Origin of the sequence: Streptomyces nigrescens (genome assembly GCF_027626975.1) — a bacterium.
Classification (GTDB): domain Bacteria; phylum Actinomycetota; class Actinomycetes; order Streptomycetales; family Streptomycetaceae; genus Streptomyces; species Streptomyces nigrescens.
Window position 1 is genome coordinate 497693 of record NZ_CP114203.1, and the last position, 24395, is coordinate 522087.

Consider the following 24395-nt stretch of genomic DNA (forward strand, 5'->3'; position numbering starts at 1 on the left):
CCGCCTCTCCCCCCCTGTACGCGTGCGGTACGGCGTGGGCAGAGCGGGCCGGGCCGCTCGCGGAGGGAGCTGGGCGGTGCAGCTGAGTGCTGCACCTGATCGCAGGACGTCGGCCTCACCCCGCCGGCGGACCTGGTCGGCGGGGTGAGGCCGACCGGAGCTGCCCGCGTGCGCGAGCCGGCCTCAGCGGTCGGACGACCGTGCCCAGGACGCGGTCGGCCGGGTAGAACCCGAAGTGCCGGGAGTCCACGCTGTGTTGCGGGTTGTCACCGAGCAGGACCAGACTGCCGGCCGGCACCCGGGGCGGGCCGGGGCGGGCAAGGGGCGCCGTGGAGAGCATGGGCTCCGGCACTCGGGGCGGCCGGGGGCGGGCAAAGGGCGACGCGGACAGCATGGGCTCCGGTACCGGGTCACCGGGGAGTGCCGCCAGTCGCTTGATCAGCCACTGGCGCTGGCCCACCGCCCGGGCTCCGGCGCCGGCGGGCAGGGGGCCGCTCGGCCACCGTGTGTGGACGGCGGGCCGTTCCACGACGAGTACCTGGCCGCGGGTGGGGCGGGCGGTGCGGCGGACGAGCACCCGGTCGCCGTCCCGGTAGGCAGGGGCCATGCTCACCCCCCGTACGGTCACGACAACGAGGCGGTGGCCCAGCAGGACGGCGGCCGCGGACAGCAGTCCTGCGAGGCCGAGGAGGGCGGCGGCCGTCGCGGCGCTCATGGCTGCCGTCCGTTAGGTGCCGCGGTGGTGTCCCGGTAGCCGGCGGCTTGGAGCGCGAACAGCCGGGCGTACGCCCCCTCTGCGGCCATCAGCGCGTCATGGCTGCCGAGTTCCGCGATGCGGCCGTCGCGCAGCACGGCGATCGTGTCCGCTTCCCGCACCGCTCCCAGCCGGTGCGAGATCAACAGGCTGGTGCGTCCGCTGCGGTGGCGCTTCAACGAGGAGTGGATCTCGGCCTCGGCCTCGGCGTCGAGGCCCGACGACGGTTCGTCCAGGATCATGAGGTCACGGCGGTCCCGCAGGAAGGCGCGGGCCAGGGCGAGCCGTTGCCACTGGCCTCCGGAGAGGACGACGCCCGTTTCGGGGTCGTCCCGGTCCGTTCCGGCGAAGAAGATCCGGGACAGCAGGGTGTCGTATCCGTGTGGCAGAGCGGCCAGTTGGGGGGCGATTCCCGCCCGGGTCGCCGCCGCGGCGACCCGGGCGTGGTCGGGGCTCGCGGAGATGTCGCCGAGGGCGATGTTCTCGGTCGCGGTCATGTCGTAGTTCATGTAGTCCTGGAAAACCGCCCCGAAGCGGCTGCGGAGTTCGGCCGGGTCGGTGTCGCGGAGGTCGACGCCGTCCCACAGCACGGCTCCCCGAGTCGGGTCGTAGAAGCGGCAGATGAGCTTGATGAGGGTCGACTTTCCGGCGCCGTTGAGGCCGACGAGTGCGAGGGAGGTGCCGTGCGGGAGGAACAGATCGATGCCGCGCAGTACCCATGGGTGGTCGTCCGTATAGCGGAACCACACGTCTTTGAGCTCGATACCGTGCCGTAGCGCGGGGAGCGTGCGCGGCTCCGGGGGAACGGGCAGGTCCGGTCCGGCATCGACCACGGCGGTGTAGTGGCCGAACAGCAACAGTGCCTGATGGGTCCTGGCGAAGGCAGTGGCGAGCGAGGCGAGTGCGCCCTGCACCCCGACGATGGCGGCGACGAAGATCGTGACGTCGCCGACGGAGAGCCGGCCGTCCCCGGCCGCCGCCACCGCCCACAGCAGCCCGCCCCCGGAGACCAGTGCCGCGAGCAGTCCCAGTGCGGTCTGCACCCGTGCCTCCCGCAGATCGAGGCCGCGTCGTGCCTCGTTCACGGCCCGCCGGTCGGCGACCATACGCCCGCGCAGAAAGGCGCCGGTGCCGAACAGCCGCACCTCTTTCGCCGCTTCCATCCGCGAGAGCAGCGTGCTGTAGAAGAACTCGCGGCGCTCCACGGGGCCCAGGTCCCACGCCATGCGTGCGCGCAGCCGCGACAGCCACAGCTCGGCGGCCAGCACCGGTACCGAGGCGGCCGTGACCAGGAGGGTCATCAGGGGGCTGAGGACGAACAGCGAGCCGAGGAAGCCGGTGACGGTGAAAACGGAGCCGGCGACGGTGAGCACCGCGTCGAGCACCTGGCCCGGTGAGGCCCCGCCGGACTGCTGGGCGAGCCGCAGCCGGTCCAGGAACGCGGGGTCTTCGAGTCGGCGCAGACCGACGAAGCCGTCCACGGCCCGGTAGAGGCGTTCCTGCGCCGTGACGGCGACTTCCCGGCCCAGCTGCGCCCGCAGATACTGGGCGACCTCCCCCGTCAGCACCAGGGCGACCCCGGCCGCCGCGAGTCCCATCGCGGGCCGGGCGACCTGCGCGAGTGGCGCGCCCTCGGCCAGTGCGTCCAGGACGAGCTTGGTCAGCCACGCGGTCGCCACGGGCAGCACGCCGGCGGCCAGGGTGAGTACGGCGTATCCGGTGAGCAGGACGGGCGCCGCTGCCGCGACCAGGGTGCAGGCCGCCCGGGCCAGACGGAGCGGAGCCGCCCCGTCCGTTGCGGACTGCGGAGGTGTGTGCGGTACCGGACCGGGCGCCGCGGGCTTCGGCACGGGCTTCATGCGGCCATCGCCGTCGGGCGCTTCAGGTCCACCGCGTTGGAGGTGACCACCGGCCGCCCTTCGGCGTCGGGGCCGATCCGCAGCAGAGTGGGGTAGGAATGCACCCCGAAAGCCCTGCTCAGCGCACCGTTGGGCTCCTCGATCACCACGTGGGCGACCGGGCCGAGCGGCGCGGCGAACGCGGCGGCCTCCCGGGGCTCTCCGACCACGACGGCCAGGACACCGCGGCGCCCGCCGGGCAGGGACCGTGCGTGGGCCACGAACGCCGGCAGCTTCTCGACGCACGGGGCGCAGCCGGGCGAGAGGAACGCCACCAGCAGGTCATCGGCCAGTGACGCCCGGGTCAGGGGCTCACCTGCCTCGGTCACGGTCTCGAACTCGGCGATCCGCGTGCCGACTTCGAGTTCTGCGGAGGGGGCGCCCCGTCGGCCGGTCAGCAACCCGCTGTGTTCCCGCAGCCGTTTGACCATCGCCAGGGCGAGGACCAGGTTGAGCGCGCTCAGCGCTCCGACGAACACGACCGCGGCGGTCAGGTAAGGCATATCGGCTCCAGGTTCATCGTCGTTCCGGCGTCATCGGCGAGAACAGGGCCAGCAGTTCGTCGAGGGCGGCGACGAGCCCGCCGAGGACGAGACCGGCCGCTGCCGCCACCAGTGCCCCTGCCGGGTGCCCGTCCGGCGCGGCGACGGCCGTGATGGTCGCGCCAAGGAGAGCGAGCACGGCGAGGAGCAGGTTACGGAGGAGATGGTGCGGCCCCAGCGGGGTCGTGGAGGCGCCGAAGCAGTGGCAGGGTGTCTGTGCGCCGCTCCGCAGCGCGCGAGCGAGGCCGGCGGTGAAGACCAGCAGCAGAGCGATGGCCAGCGCGAAGCCCGCCACCGCCGTCGCCCGGCCGGGCACCGCCAGGGCCAGCACCACGCCCGCTTCACCGGCGACGATGAGCACCGCCAGCGGCCGCACGTAGGCCCGGGGCACGACCACCAGACTGCGCAGCGACCGTTCGAACCCACCGAACCCGCCGCGGACCAGCGTCTTGCCGCACAGCGCGAGCAGGAAGACCACGCCGATCAGGCATTTCAGACCGGTCATCAGGTAGACCATGGCATCCTCCGGGAAGCGTTCCTGGGGCGGGCCCGGAGACCCGCCCCAGCAACACGGCACCTGGTTCAGTCAGTTCCAGTCACCGGGCGTGCAGTTGTCGCAGTAGCCGAAGATCCAGTCGCCCGTGGAGCCGTCCGAGCACACCTGCCGGTACTTCCACCACGTGTGGCGGGTCGCGTTACATCCGCTGGTGCCTCGTACGCACAGGTACTGGTAGTCGCACGAGGTGCTCGAAGCGTCGGCTGCCACCTTCGGCACGATCCGTTCGAGGAGTCTGCTCCCCAGTGTTTCCATCCTTGCGAACATGGTTGCTCCAAGTCCTGATCGGCCCACGACTCCGCGTCGTGGGACATGAGCGGCGGTGCGGGAATCGCATCCGTACGCACAGCTGACGGGCTCGGACGGTCTGCGCCGGTGCCCGGACACGACGATGCCGGGGACGGCGGCGGATCGCGTTGACTATCCGTGCAGAGCGCTTGCCGATTCGCGCACGGCGCCGCGGAGGGCGTGCTGCCGGTAGTCCCGGGGCGGCATGCCGTAGGCCGCGCGGAAGGCGCGGCTGAAGTGCGCGGGGTCGATGAAGCCCCACTGGGCGGCGATGGCATGGATGGGGCGGAGCTGGAGGTGGGGGTTGGCGAGATCGCGGCGGCAGCGTTCCAGGCGGCGGCCGCGTATCCAGGCGGCGGCCGTGGTGCCTTCCTCGGCGAACAGCTGGTGTACGTAGCGGACCGATATGCGGTGGGCCGCGGCAATGGTGGCCGGGGAGAGCGAGGGGTCGCCGAGATGCCGGCGGATGAAGTCGCGGATCTGCACCTGCAGGGCACGTCTTCGGGATTCCGGGGTCATGGTGTCCTCGGCGTCCAGGCAGCGGCCGAGCACCGCGGCAAGGAGATCCGCGGTGACCGACCGCAGCGTGGGGATATCGGCGGGGGTGAACTCCTCGGCGCGGGCATTGACCTCGGTGAGCCAGCGCCAGAGCACCCCGCCCAGCCCTTGGCATCCGCTTATCGGGCGGGCGCTCACCCGCTGAACGGTTTTCCAGGGCAGTGGCAGCAGTTCCCGGGGCAGCTGGATGATCATGGCGGCATAGTTCTCCGCTTCACCGTGGAGCTGCCCACGGAACGGAAGGCTGCTGTCCACGAGCACCAGTTGCCCCTGCCGGATGGACGTATTCCGATCGCCCTGGGAAGCGCCGCCGGCACCGGCGAGCACGCAATTGACTTGATAGAATTCCCGATCACTTTGCTGCCGTATGAGCTTGGGTGTGCGCACGACCTCCAGACTCGGGAAGGTCATCGTGGATATCTGCGCGTCACCCATGTCCAGCACACGCATCGTCGCACGGAAGTTGTCTTCGTGTTCGCTGCGCATCCAGTTGCGCATGTGTGATTGGGAAGCGAATTCCTCCCACAGCGCGAACCGGTCCTGCGCAGCCACCATCTCTGTGCTGAAGTTGCTCACCAGCATCGTTCCCCCGCCTCTCCGTGCTGGCCCCAGCGCGTCGTTGCCTGAGTATGTGGGGAAGACCCCTGGACAGCCGAGTAGAAGACCGGCCGTTCTCCGCGCTTTCCGCAATATCAGCGGCGATGAATTGCCCGCAGGAACAGCGTCGAGGAGCCCGCTCAACGACTGTGCGGACGGAATGCATTCAGAAACGGGGGCATGCGGAAGCGGGCGATGAAACACCGCCCGGCACGGTGAACGCGGTCGCCCGCCCCTACTCGTCCGAAGTCGGCTCGGACGCCTCCTGGAACGCGGCGAGCATCTCCGCGGACCACGTCAGACTGCCGTCCCGAAGGTCGCTCATCACCCCCTGGAGCCATCGCTCCTCGGCACCGAGGACGGCCAGCAGATATTCGTTCTCGATCAGAGTGATCCGCGGCAGTCCGACCTCGGCGTCGGCGGTCTGGCGCTCCAACTCGGCGCGTCGGTCCGCGAGCCGGGCCGCACGCCGCTCCAGGATCGGCAGCACCTCGGCCGGGCTGAGCATGAGCATGTTGGACAGCGCCGCCGGGAACACCGGGAACTCCGCCTTGGGGACTGCCAGCATCTGCTCCAGCCAGTCACGGGTGACCGCCCGGCCCTCATCGGTCACCTCGTAGACGGTCCGCTCGGGGTACAGCTGGTCGCGCTCGGTCTGCCGGACGGCGATCAGTCCGCCGGCCTGCAGCCGCTCGATGGTGCGGTAAAGCCCGGCCCGCTGGCCGACGTTGACGACGTGCACCTTGCCCCACCGCTTGAGCAGCTGCTGGATGCCGTACGGGTGCAGCGGCCGGTGGTGCAGCAGCACCAGCACGGTCAGGCCGAGCGGCGAGCTCTTCACGGTGGCGGTCATACCCGGCATCGTAGTCAGCGAAGAAACTAGTTGCATTTCTACTAGTTGCATTGCAACTATGTCTTCAGCAGTATCCAAGCGGCCACGGGAGGGGACATGAGCAACAACGGCGGTCACGGTGCCGGTGTGCGGACGGCGTTGGTCATAGGGGGCGGTGTGGCGGGCCCGGTAACGGCGCTCGCGCTGCGCAGGGCGGGCATCACCGCGACGGTCCATGAGGCGTACCCCAGCGCGGCGGACGGAGTGGGGGCCTGGCTGGGTCTGGCGCCGAACGGCCTGGCGGGTCTGGCAGCGGTCGGTGCCGATGCGGCGGTGAGGGCCATCGGGCAGCCGGTGCCCGGTGTGGTGATGGCGGACGGTGCCGGGAACCGCCTCGCCGGTTTCGGTGGTTTCCCCGAGCTGCCCGCCACGCTGACGATGCCGCGCGACCGGCTGTTCCGGGCACTGACCGACCATGCGGTCGCCGAAGGCGTTCGGTTCGCGTACGGCAAACGGCTGGTCGCCGCCGAGGAGACGCCCGACGGCGTCACCGCCCACTTCGCCGACGGGACCTCCGCGACCGGCGACATCCTGATCGGCGCCGACGGCATCCGCTCCACCGTCCGCACCGTGATCGCGCCGCAGGCACCCGCCCCCGAGTACGGCGGCGTCCTGAGCTTCGGTGGCTACGCGGCGGCGGACAGCGGGGTCGAGACCGAGCCCGGCGCCATGCATTTCGCGTTCGGCCGCGCCTTCATGGGCTACTGGCGGGGTCCGGACAAGCGGCTGATCTGGTTTGCCGGTCTGCCGACGGACACCCCGCCGGGCCCGGCCGAACTGGCGCAGGTGCCTGCCGCCGAGTGGCTCACCAGGCTGCGCGAGCTGTACGCCGGCCACGTCCCGGGCGAGCAGCTGCTGCGGCACACCGGCCCCGACGAGCTGATGGTGGTCGGCCGGATGGAGCGTATGCCGTCCGTACCGCACTGGCACCGCGGCCGGATGGTACTGGTGGGCGACGCGGTGCACGCCCCCTCCTCCAGCTCCGGTCAGGGCGCCTCACTGGCCATCGAGAGCGCGGTCGAACTGGCCCGCTGCCTCCGCGATCTGCCCACGCCCGACGAGGCGTTCGCCGCCTATGAGGCCCTGCGCCGCCCGCGAGTGGAGGCGATCGGCCTCCATGCGGCGGCCGTCAACAAGGTCAAGGCAGGCAAGGGCGAGCACGCGCCGGTGTTCCCCGCACCGGAGGAGATGTTCCGCCCGCTCCACTTCCATCGGATCGAGTGGGAGGAGAAGGTGAGGGCCGGCGTGACGCCCTGATGGGCACGGCCGGAGGGGCCGCTCGTCACGACCAAGGTCGGCGTTGCGCGATCGGGGCCCTCCGACGAGTGAAGACTTGACGGGCGGCCGGTCGCGCTGCGCGCCCAGATCGAGCAGGCCCCGCGCCGGCTGCGCGTCGAGTGGATCGAACTGCTCCAGCTGCTCCAGCTGCTCCAGCTGCACCGATCGATCCGGAGACACCACTCGCAGATCAGCTCGGCACGCTGCGGAAGAGACACGCCCTAAGGCCGGTAAATGCATGCCGCCAGCGGCGCGTACACCTTCCAGTCCAGCGTCTCGTACAGCGCACGCCCTTCGTCGGTCGCGCCCAGTACGCCAAGGGCGGCGCCTTCGGTCACCGCGTGATCGGCGAGGGCACGCATGACGAAGGCGCCCAGGCCGCGGCGGCGATGGGCCCGCTCGGTCGTGACGCTGTCGATGACCGTAGCCTTCCCGAGGAGGGCCATCTGCCCCTTCGCGGCCAATTCGCCTGCTGCGTCGTGCACTTGGACGTAGGTGACGCCGTCGCGGGTCTCCACCGAGGCGGTGTAGCCCTCGGGCGCCCTCGGTGCCGTGGCCCGGAGGTCCGTGGCCATCAGATGGCCCGTCTCACCCTTGTCCACCACCCAGCCCGCAGGGAGCCAGCGCCCGACCCCCTCCGGATCCATGGGCACCTTGAGCCAGGTGTGCGGCACGGTGACCGAGGCAGCCGCCTCGCGAACCGCCAACTCATGGGCGTCCGGCAGCACATGGCGCCCCACTTGGTCCGGCCGGCCCACTTCGACGTAGAGCCCCCAGGGCCTTTCGGCCGGCCTCGGCGTGTGCCGTGAGACGGCCCAGCCGGACACCCAAGTCCTGACCAGTTCCGGAACCATCAAGCCCTCCCCAAAGTAAGTGCCACTTTCCGGGAGTGCACATTACGTCACCGCGTGGCGCCGAGCATCTCCTTTGCGGTGCGTCCCCGGAGCCTGCGAGCGAGGAGGGGACGCACCGCCGGGCCTCCGCACGCACCGCCGGGCCTCCGCACGCACCGCCGGGCCTCCGCACGTGCCGCCGGCGGGAGAAGGGCTTGGGGTGCCTGGGTCCGCAGCCGTATCAGATACCGGGGGGCGCAACTCGGGTGTAGGTCGTCGGGGCGCTGGTGCCGCCAGGAGAGGTGACGGTGATGGCGACCGGCCCGGCGACTCCGGCCAGGACGTCGGCGACGAGGTGGGTGTCGGAGACGACGGTGAACCCGGTCGGCACGGCGCCGAAGAGCACCATGGTCGTCTGGGCGAAGTTGCTGCCGGTGAGGGTGACGGTGCTGCCACCGGAGGCGGGCCCCTGGTTCGGCACCAGAGTCGTGACGATGGGCGCCGCCAGGTAGGTGTAGGAGACCGGGTTGCTCGTGCCGCCGACAGTGGTGACGGTGACCTGCACCGGTCCGGCGGCTCCCGCCGGGACCACGGCGGTGATCTGGGTGTCCGATACGACCGTGAACGAGGTGGCGGCGGTGGCTCCGAAGCGCACCGCGGTGGCCTCGATGAGGTGCGTGCCGGTGAGCGTGACGGTGTTCCCGCCCGCGAGCGGGCCCGAGAGCGGGGCGACGCCGAGGAGCACCGGGGGGCTGACGTAGAAGTAGGCATTCGGGAGGGTGCTGGTGCCGCCGGGGGTGACGACGGTGACGTCGACCGGCCCGGCGGTGGCCGCGGGGGCCACGGCGGTGATCTGGGTCGGGGAGACCACCGTGAAGGAGGTCGCAGGGGTGGCGCCGAAGAGGACCGAGGTGGCTCCGCTGAGATTGGTGCCGGTGAGGGTGACCGTGTTCCCGCCTGACGTGCTCCCCTGGTTGGGGCTGACGCCACTCAGGGTGGGGGCGCCGGAGTAGGTGTAGGAGAGGCCGTTGCTGGTGCCGCCCGGGGTCGTGACGGTGATCTGCACGGTGCCGGTTCCGGCCGGGGCGACGGCGGTGACGTGGGTGTCGGAGACGACGGTGAAGGAGGTTGCCGGTGTGGCACCGAACCGCACCGCGGTGGTGGCGGCCAGGCCCGTGCCGGTGAGCGTGACCGTCGTCCCACCGGCGGCCGGGCCGGAGTTGGGAGTCGCCGAGGTCAGGGCCGGCACAGGAGCGGAGACGTAGGTGAACGACACACCGTTGCTGGTGCCACCGGGCGTCGTGACCGTGACCTGCACAGTCCCCGACCCCGCCGGCGCCGTCGCCGTAATCTGCGAACCCGACACCACAGTGAACGCAGCCGACACACCACCGAACCGCACCGCCGTCGCACCCGAAAACCCCGAACCCGACAACGTCACCACCGTCCCACCAGACGCCGGACCCGAGCTCGGACTCACCGAACTCAACACCGGCACAGGCACCGAGACATACGTGAACGACACACCATTGCTGGTACCACCAGGCGTCGTGACCGTCACCTGCACAGTCCCCGACCCCGCCGGCGCCGTCGCCGTAATCTGCGAACCCGACACCACAGTGAACGCAGCCGACACACCACCGAACCGCACCGCCGTCGCACCCGAAAACCCCGAACCCGACAACGTCACCACCGTCCCACCAGACGCCGGACCCGAGCTCGGACTCACCGAACTCAACACCGGCACAGGCACCGAGACATACGTGAACGACACACCATTGCTGGTACCACCAGGCGTCGTGACCGTCACCTGCACAGTCCCCGACCCCGCCGGCGCCGTCGCCGTAATCTGCGAACCCGACACCACAGTGAACGCAGCCGACACACCACCGAACCGCACCGCCGTCGCACCCGAAAACCCCGAACCCGACAACGTCACCACCGTCCCACCAGACGCCGGACCCGAGCTCGGACTCACCGAACTCAACACCGGCACAGGCACCGAGACATACGTGAACGACACACCATTGCTGGTACCACCAGGCGTCGTGACCGTCACCTGCACAGTCCCCGACCCCGCCGGCGCCGTCGCCGTAATCTGCGAACCCGACACCACAGTGAACGCAGCCGACACACCACCGAACCGCACCGCCGTCGCACCCGAAAACCCCGAACCCGACAACGTCACCACCGTCCCACCAGACGCCGGACCCGAAGCCGGACTCACCGAACTCAACACCGGCACAGGCGCGGTGACGTAGGCGAAGGTGACGAACTGGTTGCTGGTGCCGGCGGGGGTGGTCACGGTGACCTGCACCGTTCCGGAACCAGCGGGGGCGGTGGCGGTGATCTGGGTGTCGGAGTTGACGGTGAAGGAGGCCTGCGTGGCGCCGAAGCGGACGCCGGTGGCGCCGGTGAAGCCGGTGCCGGTCACCGTCACCTGGGTGCCACCCGCGGTGGAACCCGAAGTGGGGGAGACGGACGTGACGGCGGGCGTGGCTGCCGCCAGCGGCAGCACGGCGGTAATGGTGGGCGGGGGTACGGAGCGATTCACGGCCATGGTCCTTTGTGGGCGTGAGCCCCGGCCGGCCTGTGGAGCAGCACCGGGCCGAGGCTCGTCAAGGGAGGGAAGTAGGGCCCGGGCAGGGAGGTTCGCCCCCTGTCCGGGCGGGTTGTCCGCCCACCTGATCGCACGACCAGGCCATCGGCGGCTCAAGGTCCGGTCAGATGCCGGGACCGGCGAGGTAGGTGAAGGCGTCGGTGGAGGTGGCGGTACCACCGCTGGTGGTCACGGTGACATCGACGGCACCGGCAGCTCCGGGCGGGGTGACGACCGAGAGGCTGGTGTCGCTGAGGACGGAGAACGGTGCGAGCGTGCCCTCGAAGTCGACCGACTGCGTGGTGGCGAGGTTGGTGCCGGTGATGGTCACGACCGTGCCGCCGGTCGCCGGGCCCGAGGTGGGGTTCAGGCTGACGATCGTGGGCGCGTCGACGTAGGTGTACGACAGGCCGTTGTTGGTGCCGCCCGCGGTGGTGACCGAGACGCCCACCGGGCCGGCCGCCGCGCCCGCCGGAACGGTGACGGTCAGCTGACCGTCGTTCACCACGGTCGGGGTCGCGGCGGTGGCACCGAAGTTGACCGCGGTGGCGGTGCTCAGACCGGTGCCGGTGATGGTGACGGTGTTGCCGCCCGCGGTGACGCCGGTCACCGGGGACAGGGAGGACTTGAACGGCGCACCTACGTAGAAGAACTGCAGCGGGTTGCTGGTCCCGCCGGGGGTGGTCACCGTCACCGGTACGGTGCCGGTGCCGGACGGGGATGTCACGGTGACCGAGGTGGGGGTGTTGGCGGTGATGGTGGCTGTCTTGGTGCCGAAGCGCACAGCGGTGGCGCCGCCGAGGTTGGTACCGGTGATGACGACCGTGGTACCGCCGCCGGTCGATCCCTGGTTGGGGGAGATGGGCATGATGATGCTCCTTCGGTGAGGTGTGTGTGAGGGAGAGCTGAGCCGGAACCGGATGGCCGCGTTCGCCGTCGACGGTTGGGGTGGTGCCTGGTGGAGCATTCGGCCGAGAGCTCGGCCGGACCGTCAGGTGCAGCCCATGACGCTGCCTGACGGAGCACAGTTGTCCGGGGAGTTGTCGCGCACGGTCGTGGCCAGCAACGTCACCCCACCGGAGTTGACGTAGATGCCGCCCCCACTGGAGGTTGCCTGGTTGCCGGTGACGGAGCTGGTGGTCAGCGTGATGCTGCCGTTGTCGTTGTAGATGCCGCCGCCGGCGACGGCGGTGTTGCCGGTGACGGAGCTGGAGAGCAGTGAGACCGTGCCGCCCAGGTTCGAGAGGCCGCCTCCCGGGTACGGAGACACCGCGCTGCCACCGCGGAGGGTGATTCCCACCGCGCTCAACTGGCCGTTGGTGCCCGGCACGTTAGCGGCGCCCTCCACCTGCAGAATCCGGAAGGCCGGCGCGCTCGGTGCGCGGGTGATGGTGACTCCCAGACCCAGCAGGGTGATCGGGGTGGTGATCGGCGGCAGCCCCACCGGCCCGTGGGGCGAGCTGCCGTGAGCACTGGTGAGCTGGTAGGTGCAGAACGGAACCAGCGCCAAGGTGTCCCCGCCGGCGGCGTTCGCCGTGTTGATCGCGTTCACCAGCGAGGTCTCGCTGCACAGCACCGGGATCTGGGCGTGCGCCGTGGTCGGAGCCGCGGCCATGGCCACGGTCAGTCCCATGGTCAGCGCGCAGACCCCGAGGATGGATCGCAACGTGCGGACAGTTCGCATGACGCCCCCAGGAAGAGGTGACGTGAGCTACCACACCAGCCGGTACGCACGAACAGGCACCGGGTGGTGAATGCACTTCCTCAACGTGGGAGCGCTGCCTCGATGCCAGGGCCGCACCGCTGCCTGCACTCTCAATCGGACACAAGGGCAGACCAGTTGCCTCTCCCCCGAGAGGAATGGGCAGCCCACCGGATTGGAATGTGACCAGTTATCCATTGGGGTGAGGACGCCTGCAAGGTCCTTGACGACCCCTCACCCAAATGGCAGAGCGCGCATCGGCAGGGGTTCAAAACTCCGGCGTCGCTGCTGGGCTCCGCCCCTGATACGCCGGGCGCGGACGCACACCGCGCCACCGTCAGGACCTCGATGGTGAACGCCGTCAACTACCGCTGAATGACCCGTGCTTGATCACTTCCACGGCTACGGTGAACGGGTGACCGATACCTGGAACGCTACCGACGCCGGGATCCTGAGGCTTCCTTCCGGCCGGCTGATCCGAGGCCGGGGGCTTCGCCGACCGCTGCCGGCCGGCCCGACACCGGCCTTCGCCGTCTATCTCCTCGGCAAGGAGCCGCCCGAGGTCCCCTGGGAATTCCAGTGGCTGCGCTGGCCCGACTTCCGGCTGCCCAGCAGCCACACACAGGCCCAGGCCGTGCTCCGTACGGCATGGGAGCGTGCCGAGGCCGAACGCGTCGAGCTCGCCTGCGCCGGTGGCCGTGGCCGGACCGGCACCGCCCTGGCCTGTCTCGCTGTCCTGGACGGTGTACCGGCCGGCGAGGCAGTCGACTTTGTACGCCGGAACTACGATCCCCGGGCCGTCGAAACCCCCTGGCAGAAGCGCTATGTCCGCCGCTTCGCCGACTGACGGCGACAGCCCGGCAGCCGCCTCACCGCACGCCGGGCTCAGCGGCCGAGGCGCCCCCGGACCATGCCGACCATGGCGCTGAGTTCCGACACCCGCATCCAGTGCGCGAGCAGCACGAAGACACCGAGCAGGACGCTCCCGCCGGCCAGCAGCGTCACGAGCGAGCCCAGGGCGTCGCTGCCGAGGGCCTGGGTGACCGCGTACGCCACACCGCCGCCGGCCAGCGCGGCGGGGATCGCCGCGCCGGTCAGCCGGGCATAGGTACGCAGGACGCGGGAGCCGTCCAGATCGCCGCCCAGCCGCCTGCGCAGACGGCGCCAGGCGGTTCCGACGCCGACCGCGTAGCCCAGACCGTACGAGGCGGCCATTCCGGCGACGGCCCAGCGCGGCGGGAGGAGGGCGAAGCACGCCCCGGACGCGGCGGCGTTCACCACGGCGACGATGACGGTGTTGTAGAAGGGGGTCCGGGTGTCCTCGTAGGCGTAGAAGCCGCGCAGCACGACGTATTGCACCGAGAAGGGGATGAGTCCCGGGCCGAAGGCCATGAGGACGTAGCCGATGCCCCGGGCGCCCTCGGCGCCGGAGCCGGCGTAGAGCAGGGTGGCCATCGGTACACCCAGCGCCAGGAAGGCGAACGCGCAGGGCACGATGGCGACGGCGGAGGTCCGCAGGCCGTAGGAGAGGTCGTCGCGGATCGCCGTCACGTCGTCGTCCTGGACCGCGCGGGACATCCGGGGCAGCACCGCGGTCATGACCGACACGGTGATGATGGCCTGCGGCATCTGCCACAGCAGCTGGGCGTAGTTGTAGGCGGTGAAGCCGGAGCCGGTGTACCCGGCTCGATCGGCGAGTGAGCCGGCCTTGGTGGCCAGTTGAATCACGACGGTCTGGCCGAGCTGGTTGGCGAGGACGAAGAGGAGCGTCCATTTGGCCAGGCCCATGGCCTTGCCGAGGCCATGGCCGCGGAAGTCGAAGCGCGGGCGGAGTGTGAACCGGGCGTCGCGCAGATACGGCAGCATCGCCAGCGCTTGGACGGCGAGGCCCAGGAGGGTGCCGAGGCCCAGGAGCCGTACCCCTTCGGGGGTGATGGTGGAGGGGTCGACGCCGGAATCGGTGAAGCCGCCGAAGGCCCAGATGAAACCGCCGAAGGCCGCGATGGTCACGAGGTTGTTGAGTACCGGGGTCCACATCATCGCGCCGAAGCGGCCCCGGGCGTTGAGGATCTGTCCGAGCACCAGGTGGGCGCCCATGAAGAACATGGTGGGCAGGCAGTAGCGGGCGAAGGTCACGGTGACGGCCATCCGCCGTGGGTCGGCGGCGATGTCCGGCGACATCATGTGCACCAGCAGCGGAGCCGCCAGCACACAGACGACCGTGACACCCGCCAGCACCACCATGACCAGGGTGATCAGACGGTTGGCGTAGGCCTCACCACCGTCGTCGTCCTTCTTCATGGCGCGCACGAGTTGCGGGACGAAGACGGCGTTCAGCGCACCGCCGCCGACCAGGAAATAGATCATCGCGGGCAGGACATTGGCGACCTGGTAGGAGTCGTTGAGGGGGCCTACGCCGATCGCCGCGGCCATGACGAGCGTGCGGAGAAAGCCGGTGATGCGGGAGACGATGGTGCCCGCCGCCATGAGGGCGCTGGACTTCAGCAGACCGGCTGCGCCACCACCCGCACCCTTCGGCTCGGGTATCGGCGCACCGGCCTGCGACGGCAACGGAGTGGTCTGCTCCCCCGCCGGCTTCTGGTTCCCCAGGCGTGGCCGCAGGGGCACCGTGTCATCCGGCAGGACGTGGCCCCCCGGCTCCCGACCGTCGTTCTCCCGCGCCCGCACGTTCATACCGTCCCCACCCTGTCCGCCCCCGGCCCGTCAAAGGCCCGTCCTCACTCAGCGGGACACTCTTTCATCTGCCGGCTGACGCCCCGACATGTGGCCAGGTCAAGGGCCACGCCGGGGCTCGGGGAGGCACAGGGTGGGTGTGCCGGGCTGTCGTCGTGTGCGTGCTCCGGCCGGATCAGCCGATCTGTGCTCCGGTCTTCTCAAGGGCCTCGCGCACCGGCTGGTAGTAGGTCACGCCGCCCAGGGAACAGTCGCCCCTGCCGCCTGAGGTCAGGCCGAGCGCGGTGTCACCCTCGTAGAGCGAGCCGCCGCTGTCCCCCGCCTCCGCGCAGACGGTGGCCTGGATGAGACCGTCGACCGAACCCTGCTGGTAGTTGGCCGTCACCTCAAGGGCGATGACGTCACCTTCATGCACATGCGTGGAGCCGCCGCTGCGCTGCACCTTCTGGCCCACGATCGGATCGCCCGCCTTGGCGATGGTCTGCATGCTGCCGTTGTAGAGATCCACCGCGCTGGGGTGCAGGATGTCGGCGGCGGTGTACTTCACGAGCCCGAAGTCGTCGCCGGGGAAGGTCCCGGCCTCGGTCATCGCGATCTCGGTGCCCCCCTGCGTCGCGGACCAGCTCCGTACGGCGTTGGTGCAGTGCCCCGCGGTCAGGAAGTACGGCTGGCCGCCCTTGGTGACGTTGAAGCCGAGCGAGCAGCGTGCTCCGGTCCCCCAGATGGCGTCGCCGCCGGCGATCAGTGGCCGCAGCGCGTCCGCCGACTGCCTGAGGGCGACCCGGTCACCGAGTGACGCGGCGACCCTCTTGAGCTGCTCCAGCTTGTCGCCCTGGACCGTGCGGTCGGCATTGATGACCACCTTGTTGGTCCTCGGGTCCATCCCCCAGGAGGTGCCGGGGATCGTGGCCTGCTTCTTGAGGGTCGCGCGGGCGGCGTCCAGCGAGGCGAGCGAGTGCTTGACGATCCTGGGTTCGGCGCCGGCCGCCCGCGCCTTGGCCGCGGCGGCCTCGGTGGTGACGTTGACGATGAGCTTGTGGTGCTCGGCGTCGTAGTAGGCGCCTGCCCCGTCGGCACCGAGGGTGGAGCTGAGGCCCTTGGCGCGCTGGCCGGCGGCGCTGGCCGACGGGGGGTCGGGGTTCTTGGCGGGGGCGGCATCGGCGGTCTGCAGGGTGAGTGTGGCGGCGGTCAGGGCCACCACCAGAGCGGCACCGGTGAGGACGGTGCGGGGCGTCGGTACGCGGGTGTGCTTCAACTCGGGACCTCTGGTGGGGATGGGACCGGACAAGGGGTGCCGGGGCGGACGGTTGCTTCGTCGCCTGCCCCGCCCCTCAAGGGGCGGCGCACCGCCTGCCGCCCGGGGGCGTGACATCGCGGCGCGGACGTATCTCTTCCTGGCCGCGCCGCGCACCACACCCGCCCGGCCGCAGGTCCGCGGGAATCACCTGTACGGCCGGTGGCCGGCACAGCGTTCGCCGCGGTGACGAATTCCGGCAGGTGTGGTCGCCGGAGAGCCTTCTGCCGGTCCGGGGCGGCGGCACAGGCGCTCTTCGCGCCGGGTCACATAACGCCCGGCGCGATCACCAAACGCTGGACCGTACGAGTGAAATCGGGTCACCCACCCTATGCACGGGGCGTAGCGCGGTGGGTCAATCGTGCTATCCGCGCGACGGGCCGCCCATTCCTCCGCACGGGGCAAGGACCAGTCCTTCCATCCGATCCCGGGCGACCCACCGGCGCAGCCATACGTAAATGAGTGGTGGCACGGGCCTGGGTGATCCCCCGCAGGAGGCCTCTCGTGCACCATCCTTCCGGTCCGTCGTCCGAGTCAACCGCCATGGCGGGAGGCCCCGTTGCGGGTCACAGGGACGCGAAACCACCGGGCACGGACAGCACACCCCCGGCTCCCAAGCGGTTGTCCTCGCTGACCGGTCTGCGCTTCGCCGCCGCGGTCGCCGTGCTCTATACGCACAGCATGCTGATGATCAACCCGCATCTCGCCAAGACCCTCGGGCCCGAAGTATGGGTGGGCGGGAGTGCGGTATCGCTTTTCTTCATTCTGAGCGGCTATGTGCTCACACACTCCGCCCGACCGGACGACACCGCACGCGCCTTTTGGCGGCGGCGGGCCGCCAAAATCTTTCCCAATCACGCGCTCACCTGGTGCATCGTCGTCGGCGCGCTCGCCTGTGCCGGTGCGACGACCTTCTCCGAGGGTTCCGGGATAGCGGCCAGTCTCTCCAGCCTCTTCCTGGTGCACACCTGGGTACCCAGCCACCTCTTCGTCTCCGCGGGCAACCCTGTTTCCTGGTCCCTCGCGGCCGAAGTGTTCTTCTATTTCCTCTTCCCCTTCATGCTGCCCCGGATCAAGCGGCTGTCGCCTCGTGGGCTGCTCATCGGCGCGGCAGCGGCGATCGCGGTCGTCTGGTTGTGGCCGGTGTTCTGCGCACTCGTCGTCAACCCTGACGGCTCGTCCTTTCCCGAGTACTGGTTCCTGTACATGCTGCCGGTCACCCGGCTGCCCGAGTTCGTCCTCGGCATGCTGGCGGCGCGTATCGCCTCCTCGGGACTCCGGATTCCGCGGATCGGCGTCATCCCGTCCGCGCTGGGTGTCATCAGCGCGGTCATCATGAACTCCGCGTTCCTGCCGCAGGGCTTCCTGTACGCGGCCTCGACCGTCGCCCCGCTCGTCGTGCTGGTCCATGCGACCGCGGAGCTCGATCTGCGCGACCGGACCTCGCTGCTGCGTACCCGGCCCCTGGTGCTCCTCGGTGAGATGTCCTACGCCATGTACCTCGTCCACTTCCTGGTGCTGGGGCTGCTGTACCTGGGGCTGAAGGACCACGGCTGGAGCAATCTCAGCGTGGTGCTGCTCGGGATTCCCTTCGTACTGCTGACTTCGTGGCTGCTGTACGCAGGGGTGGAGCGGCCCTGTGTGCGCCGCTTCTCCACGCCCCGTGCCCGTGCCCGTACCCGTGCGGCGGCGGCCTCGTGAGCGCCGGACGGTGCCCTGGCCGACCGCGGGCACAGCTGCCCGGCCGGGCCTTCCTGCCGCGGTGCGCGATCGGGGCGACGCAGCAGCGGGTTGCCGCTCGCCTCGGCCGGCCGGTCCGGCTCGGCCTGCTGGCGGTGCGGCCCAGGAAGGCCAACCTCGCGTATCGCACCCACCCTCAACACCGACGGCCGTGCCCACGCCACCAGGACTACAGCTGAAAGGGGCTCCCCGTGACGAACAAGCGAAGCGAGCAGATCGCCGCCCACAGACCCCGCTACCAGGACGAGCTGGCGCATGGGCTGGAGCGGTTCTTCGATCCGGAGCGCACCACCTGCCCGTGGTGCACCTCCGCCCGCCTGCGCCGGCGTCTGTGCACCACCAACCACCCCCAGCGCAAACCGGGGAAGTTCGTCCTCGACCAGTGCCGTAACTGCGGGCACGTCTTCCAGAATCCCCGGCTGAGCGCGGACGGGCTGGATTTCTACTACCGCGACTGCTACGACGGCCTGGGCGAAGCAACGATGGCGCGGATGGCCGCCTCACCCCTCGCGGTCAAGCTCTACCGGGCCCGCGCGCGGGCACTGCTCCCGTTCAGCCGCCCCGGACGCTGGCTGGACGTGGGGACCGGCCACGGCCACTTCTGCGCCGAGGCCCGGCGCATCCATCCGCGTACCGAATTCCACGGGCTCGACTGGGGCGAAGGTGTCGAGATCGGCGTGCGCAACGGCCGTCTCGCCCGTGCCTACCGGGGCTCCTTCGCCGGTCTGGCGGGCCAACTCACCTGTCAGTACGACGTGGTGAGCATGTATCACTACCTGGAACACACTCTGGCGCCGCGGCAAGAACTGGCCGCCGCGCATACGGCGCTCCGGCGCGGTGGGCACCTCCTGATCGAGGTCCCCGACCCCCAGTCCGCCGCCGCCCGGTTGCTCGGCCGCTGGTGGGGCCCATGGCTCCAGCCGCAGCACCTGCACCTGATCCCCCTGGACAACCTCTGCGCCGCGCTGACCGAGCAGGGTTTCACCGTTGTGGCCACCAACCGGCGGGAGCCGCACATCCCCACCGATCTGACCTCCGCGGCCGTGAATGTGCTCAACTCCGTACTCCCGGGTGAAGATCTGCCCTGGCTGCCCAGGAGGCCCGGCCCGGTCAGCCGCTGGGTCCGCAGGCTGTCCCTGCTGGCCGCCGCACCCGCCCTCCTCGTCCTCTTCGGACTCGACATCCTGCTGGCGCCCCTCACCCGGCGCACCCGTCTCTCCAACGCCTACCGGGTGATCGCACAACGGGACTGACAGCGGCCGCCCTGCACAACCGTGCAGGAAAACAAGCGTTTTCGGCTCCACGGGACTCCGGCGGATACCCCACCCGGGTGAAGCACTCCGTGGTCGGAATCGCCGGAACTCAGGGAACGGAACACTGCCGACCATGCACATCCTGATCGCTACCGCAGGTTCGCACGGGGACGTGGCTCCCTACACCGGCCTCGGTGCCCGGCTGCGGCAAGCCGGACACCGGGTGGTGATGGCCACCCATGCCCGCTCGGCCGAGACGGTCCGCCGCAGCGGCCTCGGCTTCCGCCCGCTTCCGCTCGACCGGTACGCCACCTCCGGAACGGGCTCCCAGCAGGGAGACGGGTCGGGGAAGGGGAGCTCCGGGGCCGGTCTCTCCAAGGTCGAACAGATAAAGCTGGCCAGGGAATTGGCGCCGGAGATGGCCGACGCGGTGGCGGAGGCCTGTGCGTCGGGCGCGGAAGTCGTGCTGCTGTCCAGCAGTTTGGCGCCCTTGGGGCTGGTGGCGGCGGAGGGGCTGGGGCTGCCCAGCCTCGGCGTCTTCCTGCAACCCCTCGCACCCACACGGGAGTTCCCGCCGGTCATCTTCGACATGCCGTCGATGGGGCCGTTCACCAACCGGGCCGCGGCACGGTGCGCCGAGTCCTTGCTGACCCGGGCCTTTGCCCCGGGCGTGCGCCATCTGCAGCGACGGCTGGGTGTGCCGCCGGCCGCCCTGGAACGCCGGCGGGCCACCTGGCCCGTCCAGCACGGCTTCAGCCCGGTGGTGGTCCCCCGGCCCGTCGACTGGCGGCCGGGGATGGAGGTGGCTGGCTACTGGTGGCCGTCGGAGGACCCTGACTGGACGCCGGAGCCCCGGCTCGCGGACTTCCTGCAGTCCGGTCCGCCACCGGTGTATGTGGGATTCGGCAGTATGCAGCCGAGCGATCCGGAGCGGCTCGGGCGGCTCGTCGCACGAGCCCTGAAGCTCGCCGGCGTACGCGGTGTCGTCCAGGCGAGCTGGGCCGGTCTGTCGGTGGACGGCGACGAGGTGCTGACGGTGGGCGAGGTGCCGCACGCCTGGCTGTTCCCGCGGATGGCGGCCGTCGTCCATCACGCGGGGGCCGGAACCACCGCGGCCGGTCTGCGCGCGGGGGTGCCGGCGGTCCCGGTGCCGATGATGCTGGACCAGCCCTTCTGGGCAGCACGTCTCACCGCACTCAGGGTCAGCCCGGGAAAGGTCCCGTTCCAGCGGCTCTCCGCGGAGAACCTGGCGGAGGCGCTACGGAAGGCCGTACACGACCCCCGGTACCGTCATCGCGCCCGGCAGGTCTCGTCGTTGATCGGCGCCGAGGACGGTGCCGGCCGGGTCCTGACGGCCGTGGAGCATCTGGCGGGGCAGTGACACGGGAGGCGAGACCGCCGATCGCCGAGGGCTTGATGAGGTGGCGGCGCGAGGGCGCTTGTCGCGAGGGCGCTTGTCGGGGCCGCACCGAGGCGATCAGCCTGCTCGCCCTGTCGGCCGGCCTGGGCACCAGCGTCCTGGTCGGCCAGCGCACCCCGGAGGCCGCCGCGCCGGTCCTCCGCCATCACCTGGACCGGCTCTTCCCGAACGACGGGTGAACCGGCGCTTTCCTATGGGCCGTTGGGGCCTCCGTCGACGGAACCGCGGCCGGGTGGGGCAGCGGACGAGCGAGGCCGGGGACGAGCGGGGCGGCGGACGATGACGCCGCGCGCTGACGCCGACGGACGCGTCCGTCATGCCGAGTTCCGCCCGCCGTCGCCAGGTGCGCCACGGCGACGGCGGCCTCGGGCGGCACCGTCGTACGCTTCGCCGATGCCGGCTCTCCCGCGGAAGGACTCTGCATGACCGAGGCGTTGACCCCACGACTCATCTCCGCCGTCTACGCGAACGAGGTGGACACGGTGGGAGAGCTCCTGCGGCAGGGTGCTTCCCCCGCCGCCCCGGATGCCGGCGGGGAGACGCCGTTGTACCTGGCTGCGGTGTCAGGCCAGTCGGACATCGTGCGACTGCTCCTCGAAGCAGGAGCCTCACCCGATACGGAGAGCAGGGGGCAACCGGGAAGTGAGGGGCTACCGCTGTGTGCGGCGGCCTGCTGGGGCCATGACGAGGTGGTGCGCGCACTGCTCGCACACGGCGCCGACCCCGATCTCAGGGAGGATGACGGCACGTCGTACACCCCCTTGATGTGGGCGGCCACCAACGGCCACCACCGGACCGCCCAGCTCCTACTGGAGGGACAGGCCGATCCGGACGCAGGTCACCGCGACCGCACCCCGCTGATGGTGGCGGCCGAGCGGGGATCGATCGCGGTCGTGCGGGCCCTGCTGCATCACGGCGCCAGCCCGCGGCTCACCGATGCACAGGGCCGGACGGCCTGTCATCTGGCCCGCGAGGAGAGCGGCAAGGACATCGAGAGCGAGCTGCGCCGGAAGGCGGGCGCGGCCCCTGACGCCCGGTGCGAGGTCCGGCGCAGCCCTCGCCCCGAAGGCACCGAACTGGTCGAACTCACCGTCCACGCACCGGACGGCACCGGTGGGGCCGAGTACCACCAGGAGACGGGGCACGCCGCGATCGTGGCCCTGCTGGAGGAGAACACGCCGGATTGAGGCCGGCCGGCACGGGGGCGCACAAGGCCTCAGGTCGCGCCCCTGCCCAGGTGTTCGGGACCGGCCCGCGTCCTGCGGCTTCCCGTATATCGGCCACATTCATAGGATTTCTGCTTTTCTCGGCCTTCTGTCTGCATTGCGTAAAACCATGGGATTTGGCGGGATGAAGAGTGCGCCACAGGTGCATGGTCATTCCTGCCCGGCCACAGGCGGGGCAGCCAACATCACCGCAACGCAGAAAGGCATGATCCTCAATGATTGACGGGTTCAAGCGCGCCATCGCTCTCGGCGCCGCCACCGTGGCTCTCGCCGGAGGTGCGGTCTTCTCCTCGGTGGGAGTCGCCTCGGCCACGCCGTCGCACCCCGGCGACCACTCCCCCACCAGGCACGTCGACAGGGGCCGCTGTCACATGGTCCATGGACACTGGATCCGTGTCTGGCACCCGGCCTGGCGGGACCGGCACGGCCACCGCCACCCGGGCCACTGGACCCGGACCTGGCACCGGGCCCACCTGGTGTGCCACAGACACTGACCGGACCGCCCCCGGTAGTTACCGGGCCCCCGAGCCGCTTGCGACTCGGGGGCCCTCTGTCATGACCGGAAGGTCGCGGCCGCCCTCAGTGCACACCGTGGGGCCGGAATTGGATACTGATCCGCGGTCCTGTCGCGCGGGTGCTCTTGGGGATCGCATGCTCCCAGGTCCGTTGGCAGGAGCCGCCCATCACGAGCAGATCGCCGTGCCCGAGCGGGCGCCGTACCGTGCCGCCGCCGCGCCGCGGGCGCAGCAGCAGATCGCGCGGCGCACCCACGGACAGGATGGCGACCATCGTGTCCTCCCGTCTGCCGCGGCCTATCCGGTCACCGTGCCAGGCCACGCTGTCGTGGCCGTCCCGGTAGTAGCAGAGGCCGGCCGTCGTGAACGGTTCGCCGAGCTCGGTGGCGTAGTGGGCGGAGAGCGCCTCCCTCGCCTCGACGAGGACGGGGTGCGGCAGGGCGTCGTCGGCCTGATAGAAGGCGAGCAGTCGCGGTACGTCCACCACCTGCTCGTACATCCGCCGGCGCTCGGCCTGCCAGGGAACCTCGGCGGCAAGCTGCTCGAACAGGGCGTCCGCCCCGCTCAGCCAGCCGGGCAGCAGATCGATCCAGGCACCGTCGCCGAGCTCGGACCGGCGCATCGCGCGCAGCGGACCGAGCCGGACCACATCGGTCTGGTCGAAGAGCGAGCCCTGGAGATGCGTGGCCATGCCGTCAGGGTACGCCCATAATCGAATGTTTGTTCTGGCACGGTGGGTTGCGGCGGGATGAGGGCGCAGACCTCGGCGCGGCCATGAGCACCCTCCTCCCCACCGCTTGAAGCCGGGCGCCCACCCCATATGAACGGCCCCTAGGATGCTGATCATGACCGATTCGACCGCGCCCCGTATCGAGATCAACGGCCGTGCCACCGAGGCCGATCCGCTGCTGTTCGACATGCTGAGCGGCCAGGGACATTTCACGGCCATGCAGGTCAGGACGGGCCGTGTGCGCGGACTGGATCTCCATCTGCACCGGCTGGACGTGGCCACCCGTGAGCTCTTCGGGGTGGGGCTGGACGGCGAGCTGGTCCGCGACAGAATCCGCCATGCCCTGCGGGAACGGAGCCAGGACGCTGCGGTCCGTGTCTACGTCTACCACCCCGACCCCGGCGACGGGCCGGTCACGGTGATGACCGTCCGTCCCCCGGTCCCCGAGCCCGGGACCGCACAGCGTCTGCGCAGTGTGGCGTACCAGCGGCCCGCGGCCCACCTCAAACATCTCGGAGGATTCGGGCAGCGGTACCACCTGAGCCGGGTGCAGCAGGAGGGGTTCGACGAGGCTCTTCTGGTGGCACCGGACGGTGCGGTGGCCGAGGGCGCGACCACCAACATCGGCTTCGTCAAGGACGGAAAGGTCATCTGGCCCGACGCACCCGCCCTCCAGGGAACCACCATGCTGGTGCTCCGGCGGGAACTGGACCGGGCCGGGGTGCCCTGGACGCAACGGCCGGTGCACACCGACGACTTGGCCTCCTTCGAGGGGGCCTTCGTCTCCAACTCCCAAGGTGTTGCCGCCGTCTCGGCGATCGACGACACACGCTATCCGGCGGATACGGAGCTGGTGCGCACGGTGCGGAGCCTGTACCAGGCCGCCCCCTGGGACGAGATCTGACCGCTGCCGCGCTCGGCGTGCGATTCTCCACGGCACTTGGCACCTGCGCCTGAGTGCCTCTGCTCATGCGCCGTGCGCACCTCCGGTTCGGATGCCTTGCTCGCCGTGTGTGCTCCGCCGCA

Annotated in this window: 21 protein-coding genes and 3 pseudogenes; 9 read left to right on the top strand and 15 right to left on the bottom strand. The window is 70.5% G+C overall.

What is annotated here, in order from left to right; translation table 11 throughout:
• Window positions 1-115 precede the first annotated feature (115 nt).
• The 7 genes from lepB to STRNI_RS02330 form a co-directional block, all read right to left on the bottom strand.
• Window positions 116-715 (bottom strand): signal peptidase I, encoded by a 600-nt coding sequence (gene lepB, locus STRNI_RS02300; protein WP_277410411.1) that lies wholly within the window; start codon window positions 713-715, stop codon window positions 116-118.
• Window positions 712-2613, bottom strand: a complete 1902-nt coding sequence (locus tag STRNI_RS02305) for an ABC transporter ATP-binding protein (RefSeq protein ID WP_277410412.1) — start codon at window positions 2611-2613, stop codon at window positions 712-714. The genes lepB and STRNI_RS02305 overlap by 4 nt, the downstream gene beginning before the upstream one ends.
• Window positions 2610-3155: a TlpA family protein disulfide reductase gene (locus tag STRNI_RS02310; RefSeq protein WP_159483730.1), complete on the bottom strand. Its 546-nt coding sequence runs from the start codon at window positions 3153-3155 to the stop codon at window positions 2610-2612. The genes STRNI_RS02305 and STRNI_RS02310 overlap by 4 nt, the downstream gene beginning before the upstream one ends.
• 13 nt (window positions 3156-3168) lie before the next feature.
• Window positions 3169-3699 carry a MauE/DoxX family redox-associated membrane protein gene (locus tag STRNI_RS02315; RefSeq protein ID WP_266440275.1) on the bottom strand — a complete coding sequence of 177 codons (531 nt, stop codon included), beginning with the start codon at window positions 3697-3699 and terminating at the stop codon, window positions 3169-3171.
• Between the two features lie 81 nt (window positions 3700-3780).
• Window positions 3781-4017 (bottom strand): SPRY domain-containing protein, encoded by a 237-nt coding sequence (locus STRNI_RS02320; RefSeq protein WP_277410413.1) that lies wholly within the window; start codon window positions 4015-4017, stop codon window positions 3781-3783.
• A gap of 153 nt (window positions 4018-4170) precedes the next feature.
• Window positions 4171-5178: an AraC-like ligand-binding domain-containing protein gene (locus tag STRNI_RS02325; protein WP_018091491.1), complete on the bottom strand. Its 1008-nt coding sequence runs from the start codon at window positions 5176-5178 to the stop codon at window positions 4171-4173.
• Window positions 5179-5428: 250 nt separating this feature from the next.
• Window positions 5429-6046: a PadR family transcriptional regulator gene (locus STRNI_RS02330; RefSeq protein WP_020397753.1), complete on the bottom strand. Its 618-nt coding sequence runs from the start codon at window positions 6044-6046 to the stop codon at window positions 5429-5431.
• A 96-nt stretch (window positions 6047-6142) separates the two neighbouring features.
• On the opposite strand from STRNI_RS02330, the gene STRNI_RS02335 reads away from it, so the two are divergent.
• The gene (locus STRNI_RS02335) at window positions 6143-7342 is read left to right on the top strand and encodes an FAD-dependent monooxygenase (protein WP_277410414.1); all 1200 of its coding nucleotides are present in this window, start codon (window positions 6143-6145) and stop codon (window positions 7340-7342) included.
• A gap of 9 nt (window positions 7343-7351) precedes the next feature.
• Window positions 7352-7572 (top strand): annotated as a pseudogene (locus tag STRNI_RS02340) (aldo/keto reductase); the annotation flags it as partial.
• A gap of 12 nt (window positions 7573-7584) precedes the next feature.
• Here STRNI_RS02340 and STRNI_RS02345 read toward each other — a convergent pair.
• The 5 genes and pseudogenes from STRNI_RS02345 to STRNI_RS02365 form a co-directional block, all read right to left on the bottom strand.
• Entirely contained in the window at window positions 7585-8217 is a 633-nt protein-coding gene (locus STRNI_RS02345; RefSeq protein ID WP_167540474.1) for a GNAT family N-acetyltransferase, read from the bottom strand.
• A gap of 220 nt (window positions 8218-8437) precedes the next feature.
• Window positions 8438-9514, bottom strand: coding sequence for an IPT/TIG domain-containing protein (locus STRNI_RS02350; protein WP_277413182.1), 1077 nt, complete (start codon window positions 9512-9514; stop codon window positions 8438-8440).
• Between the two features lie 3 nt (window positions 9515-9517).
• Window positions 9518-10756: pseudogene (locus STRNI_RS02355) on the bottom strand (IPT/TIG domain-containing protein); the annotation flags it as partial.
• Window positions 10757-10919: 163 nt separating this feature from the next.
• A complete protein-coding gene (locus tag STRNI_RS02360; protein WP_159483740.1) occupies window positions 10920-11663 on the bottom strand; it encodes an IPT/TIG domain-containing protein in 744 nt (247 codons plus the stop codon).
• 123 nt (window positions 11664-11786) lie between these two features.
• Window positions 11787-12461 carry a hypothetical protein gene (locus STRNI_RS02365; protein WP_229837795.1) on the bottom strand — a complete coding sequence of 225 codons (675 nt, stop codon included), beginning with the start codon at window positions 12459-12461 and terminating at the stop codon, window positions 11787-11789.
• Window positions 12462-12912: 451 nt separating this feature from the next.
• On the opposite strand from STRNI_RS02365, the gene STRNI_RS02370 reads away from it, so the two are divergent.
• Window positions 12913-13344 (top strand): protein-tyrosine phosphatase family protein, encoded by a 432-nt coding sequence (locus STRNI_RS02370; RefSeq protein ID WP_109896811.1) that lies wholly within the window; start codon window positions 12913-12915, stop codon window positions 13342-13344.
• A 38-nt stretch (window positions 13345-13382) separates the two neighbouring features.
• Here STRNI_RS02370 and murJ read toward each other — a convergent pair whose 3' ends face one another.
• The gene (gene murJ / locus STRNI_RS02375) at window positions 13383-15191 is read right to left on the bottom strand and encodes a murein biosynthesis integral membrane protein MurJ (RefSeq protein ID WP_277410415.1); all 1809 of its coding nucleotides are present in this window, start codon (window positions 15189-15191) and stop codon (window positions 13383-13385) included.
• A 175-nt stretch (window positions 15192-15366) separates the two neighbouring features.
• Window positions 15367-16446, bottom strand: coding sequence for a S1 family peptidase (locus STRNI_RS02380; protein WP_277410416.1), 1080 nt, complete (start codon window positions 16444-16446; stop codon window positions 15367-15369).
• A gap of 660 nt (window positions 16447-17106) precedes the next feature.
• Between STRNI_RS02380 and STRNI_RS02385 the strand changes: the two genes are divergently transcribed.
• The 5 genes and pseudogenes from STRNI_RS02385 (at window position 17107) to STRNI_RS02405 (ending at window position 22085) form a co-directional block, all read left to right on the top strand.
• Window positions 17107-18186, top strand: a complete 1080-nt coding sequence (locus STRNI_RS02385) for an acyltransferase family protein (RefSeq protein WP_277410417.1) — start codon at window positions 17107-17109, stop codon at window positions 18184-18186.
• A gap of 230 nt (window positions 18187-18416) precedes the next feature.
• Window positions 18417-19478: a class I SAM-dependent methyltransferase gene (locus STRNI_RS02390; RefSeq protein WP_018091505.1), complete on the top strand. Its 1062-nt coding sequence runs from the start codon at window positions 18417-18419 to the stop codon at window positions 19476-19478.
• A gap of 133 nt (window positions 19479-19611) precedes the next feature.
• Window positions 19612-20859: a glycosyltransferase gene (locus STRNI_RS02395; protein WP_277410418.1), complete on the top strand. Its 1248-nt coding sequence runs from the start codon at window positions 19612-19614 to the stop codon at window positions 20857-20859.
• An 83-nt stretch (window positions 20860-20942) separates the two neighbouring features.
• Window positions 20943-21077: pseudogene (locus tag STRNI_RS02400) on the top strand (TetR/AcrR family transcriptional regulator); the annotation flags it as partial.
• A 243-nt stretch (window positions 21078-21320) separates the two neighbouring features.
• Window positions 21321-22085 (top strand): ankyrin repeat domain-containing protein, encoded by a 765-nt coding sequence (locus STRNI_RS02405; protein WP_277410419.1) that lies wholly within the window; start codon window positions 21321-21323, stop codon window positions 22083-22085.
• 618 nt (window positions 22086-22703) lie between these two features.
• On the opposite strand, the gene STRNI_RS02410 is transcribed toward STRNI_RS02405, so the two are convergent.
• Window positions 22704-23330 carry an alpha-ketoglutarate-dependent dioxygenase AlkB gene (locus tag STRNI_RS02410; protein ID WP_277410420.1) on the bottom strand — a complete coding sequence of 209 codons (627 nt, stop codon included), beginning with the start codon at window positions 23328-23330 and terminating at the stop codon, window positions 22704-22706.
• A gap of 154 nt (window positions 23331-23484) precedes the next feature.
• On the opposite strand from STRNI_RS02410, the gene STRNI_RS02415 reads away from it, so the two are divergent.
• The gene (locus tag STRNI_RS02415; RefSeq protein ID WP_277410421.1) at window positions 23485-24273 is read left to right on the top strand and encodes an aminotransferase class IV; all 789 of its coding nucleotides are present in this window, start codon (window positions 23485-23487) and stop codon (window positions 24271-24273) included.
• The last annotated feature ends 122 nt before the right edge of the window (window positions 24274-24395 follow it).

Bases quoted from the DNA above. Each gene is read 5' to 3' on its own strand.
- lepB (WP_277410411.1), bottom strand. From the start codon at position 715: ATGAGCGCCGCGACGGCCGCCGCCCTCCTCGGCCTCGCAGGACTGCTG.
- STRNI_RS02305 (WP_277410412.1), bottom strand. From the start codon at position 2,613: ATGAAGCCCGTGCCGAAGCCCGCGGCGCCCGGTCCGGTACCGCACACA.
- STRNI_RS02310 (WP_159483730.1), bottom strand. From the start codon at position 3,155: ATGCCTTACCTGACCGCCGCGGTCGTGTTCGTCGGAGCGCTGAGCGCG.
- STRNI_RS02315 (WP_266440275.1), bottom strand. From the start codon at position 3,699: ATGACCGGTCTGAAATGCCTGATCGGCGTGGTCTTCCTGCTCGCGCTG.
- STRNI_RS02320 (WP_277410413.1), bottom strand. From the start codon at position 4,017: ATGTTCGCAAGGATGGAAACACTGGGGAGCAGACTCCTCGAACGGATC.
- STRNI_RS02325 (WP_018091491.1), bottom strand. From the start codon at position 5,178: ATGCTGGTGAGCAACTTCAGCACAGAGATGGTGGCTGCGCAGGACCGG.
- STRNI_RS02330 (WP_020397753.1), bottom strand. From the start codon at position 6,046: ATGACCGCCACCGTGAAGAGCTCGCCGCTCGGCCTGACCGTGCTGGTG.
- STRNI_RS02335 (WP_277410414.1), top strand. From the start codon at position 6,143: ATGAGCAACAACGGCGGTCACGGTGCCGGTGTGCGGACGGCGTTGGTC.
- STRNI_RS02345 (WP_167540474.1), bottom strand. From the start codon at position 8,217: ATGGTTCCGGAACTGGTCAGGACTTGGGTGTCCGGCTGGGCCGTCTCA.
- STRNI_RS02360 (WP_159483740.1), bottom strand. From the start codon at position 11,663: ATGCCCATCTCCCCCAACCAGGGATCGACCGGCGGCGGTACCACGGTC.
- murJ (WP_277410415.1), bottom strand. From the start codon at position 15,191: ATGAACGTGCGGGCGCGGGAGAACGACGGTCGGGAGCCGGGGGGCCAC.
- STRNI_RS02395 (WP_277410418.1), top strand. From the start codon at position 19,612: ATGCACATCCTGATCGCTACCGCAGGTTCGCACGGGGACGTGGCTCCC.
- STRNI_RS02405 (WP_277410419.1), top strand. From the start codon at position 21,321: ATGACCGAGGCGTTGACCCCACGACTCATCTCCGCCGTCTACGCGAAC.
- STRNI_RS02410 (WP_277410420.1), bottom strand. From the start codon at position 23,330: ATGGCCACGCATCTCCAGGGCTCGCTCTTCGACCAGACCGATGTGGTC.
- STRNI_RS02415 (WP_277410421.1), top strand. From the start codon at position 23,485: ATGACCGATTCGACCGCGCCCCGTATCGAGATCAACGGCCGTGCCACC.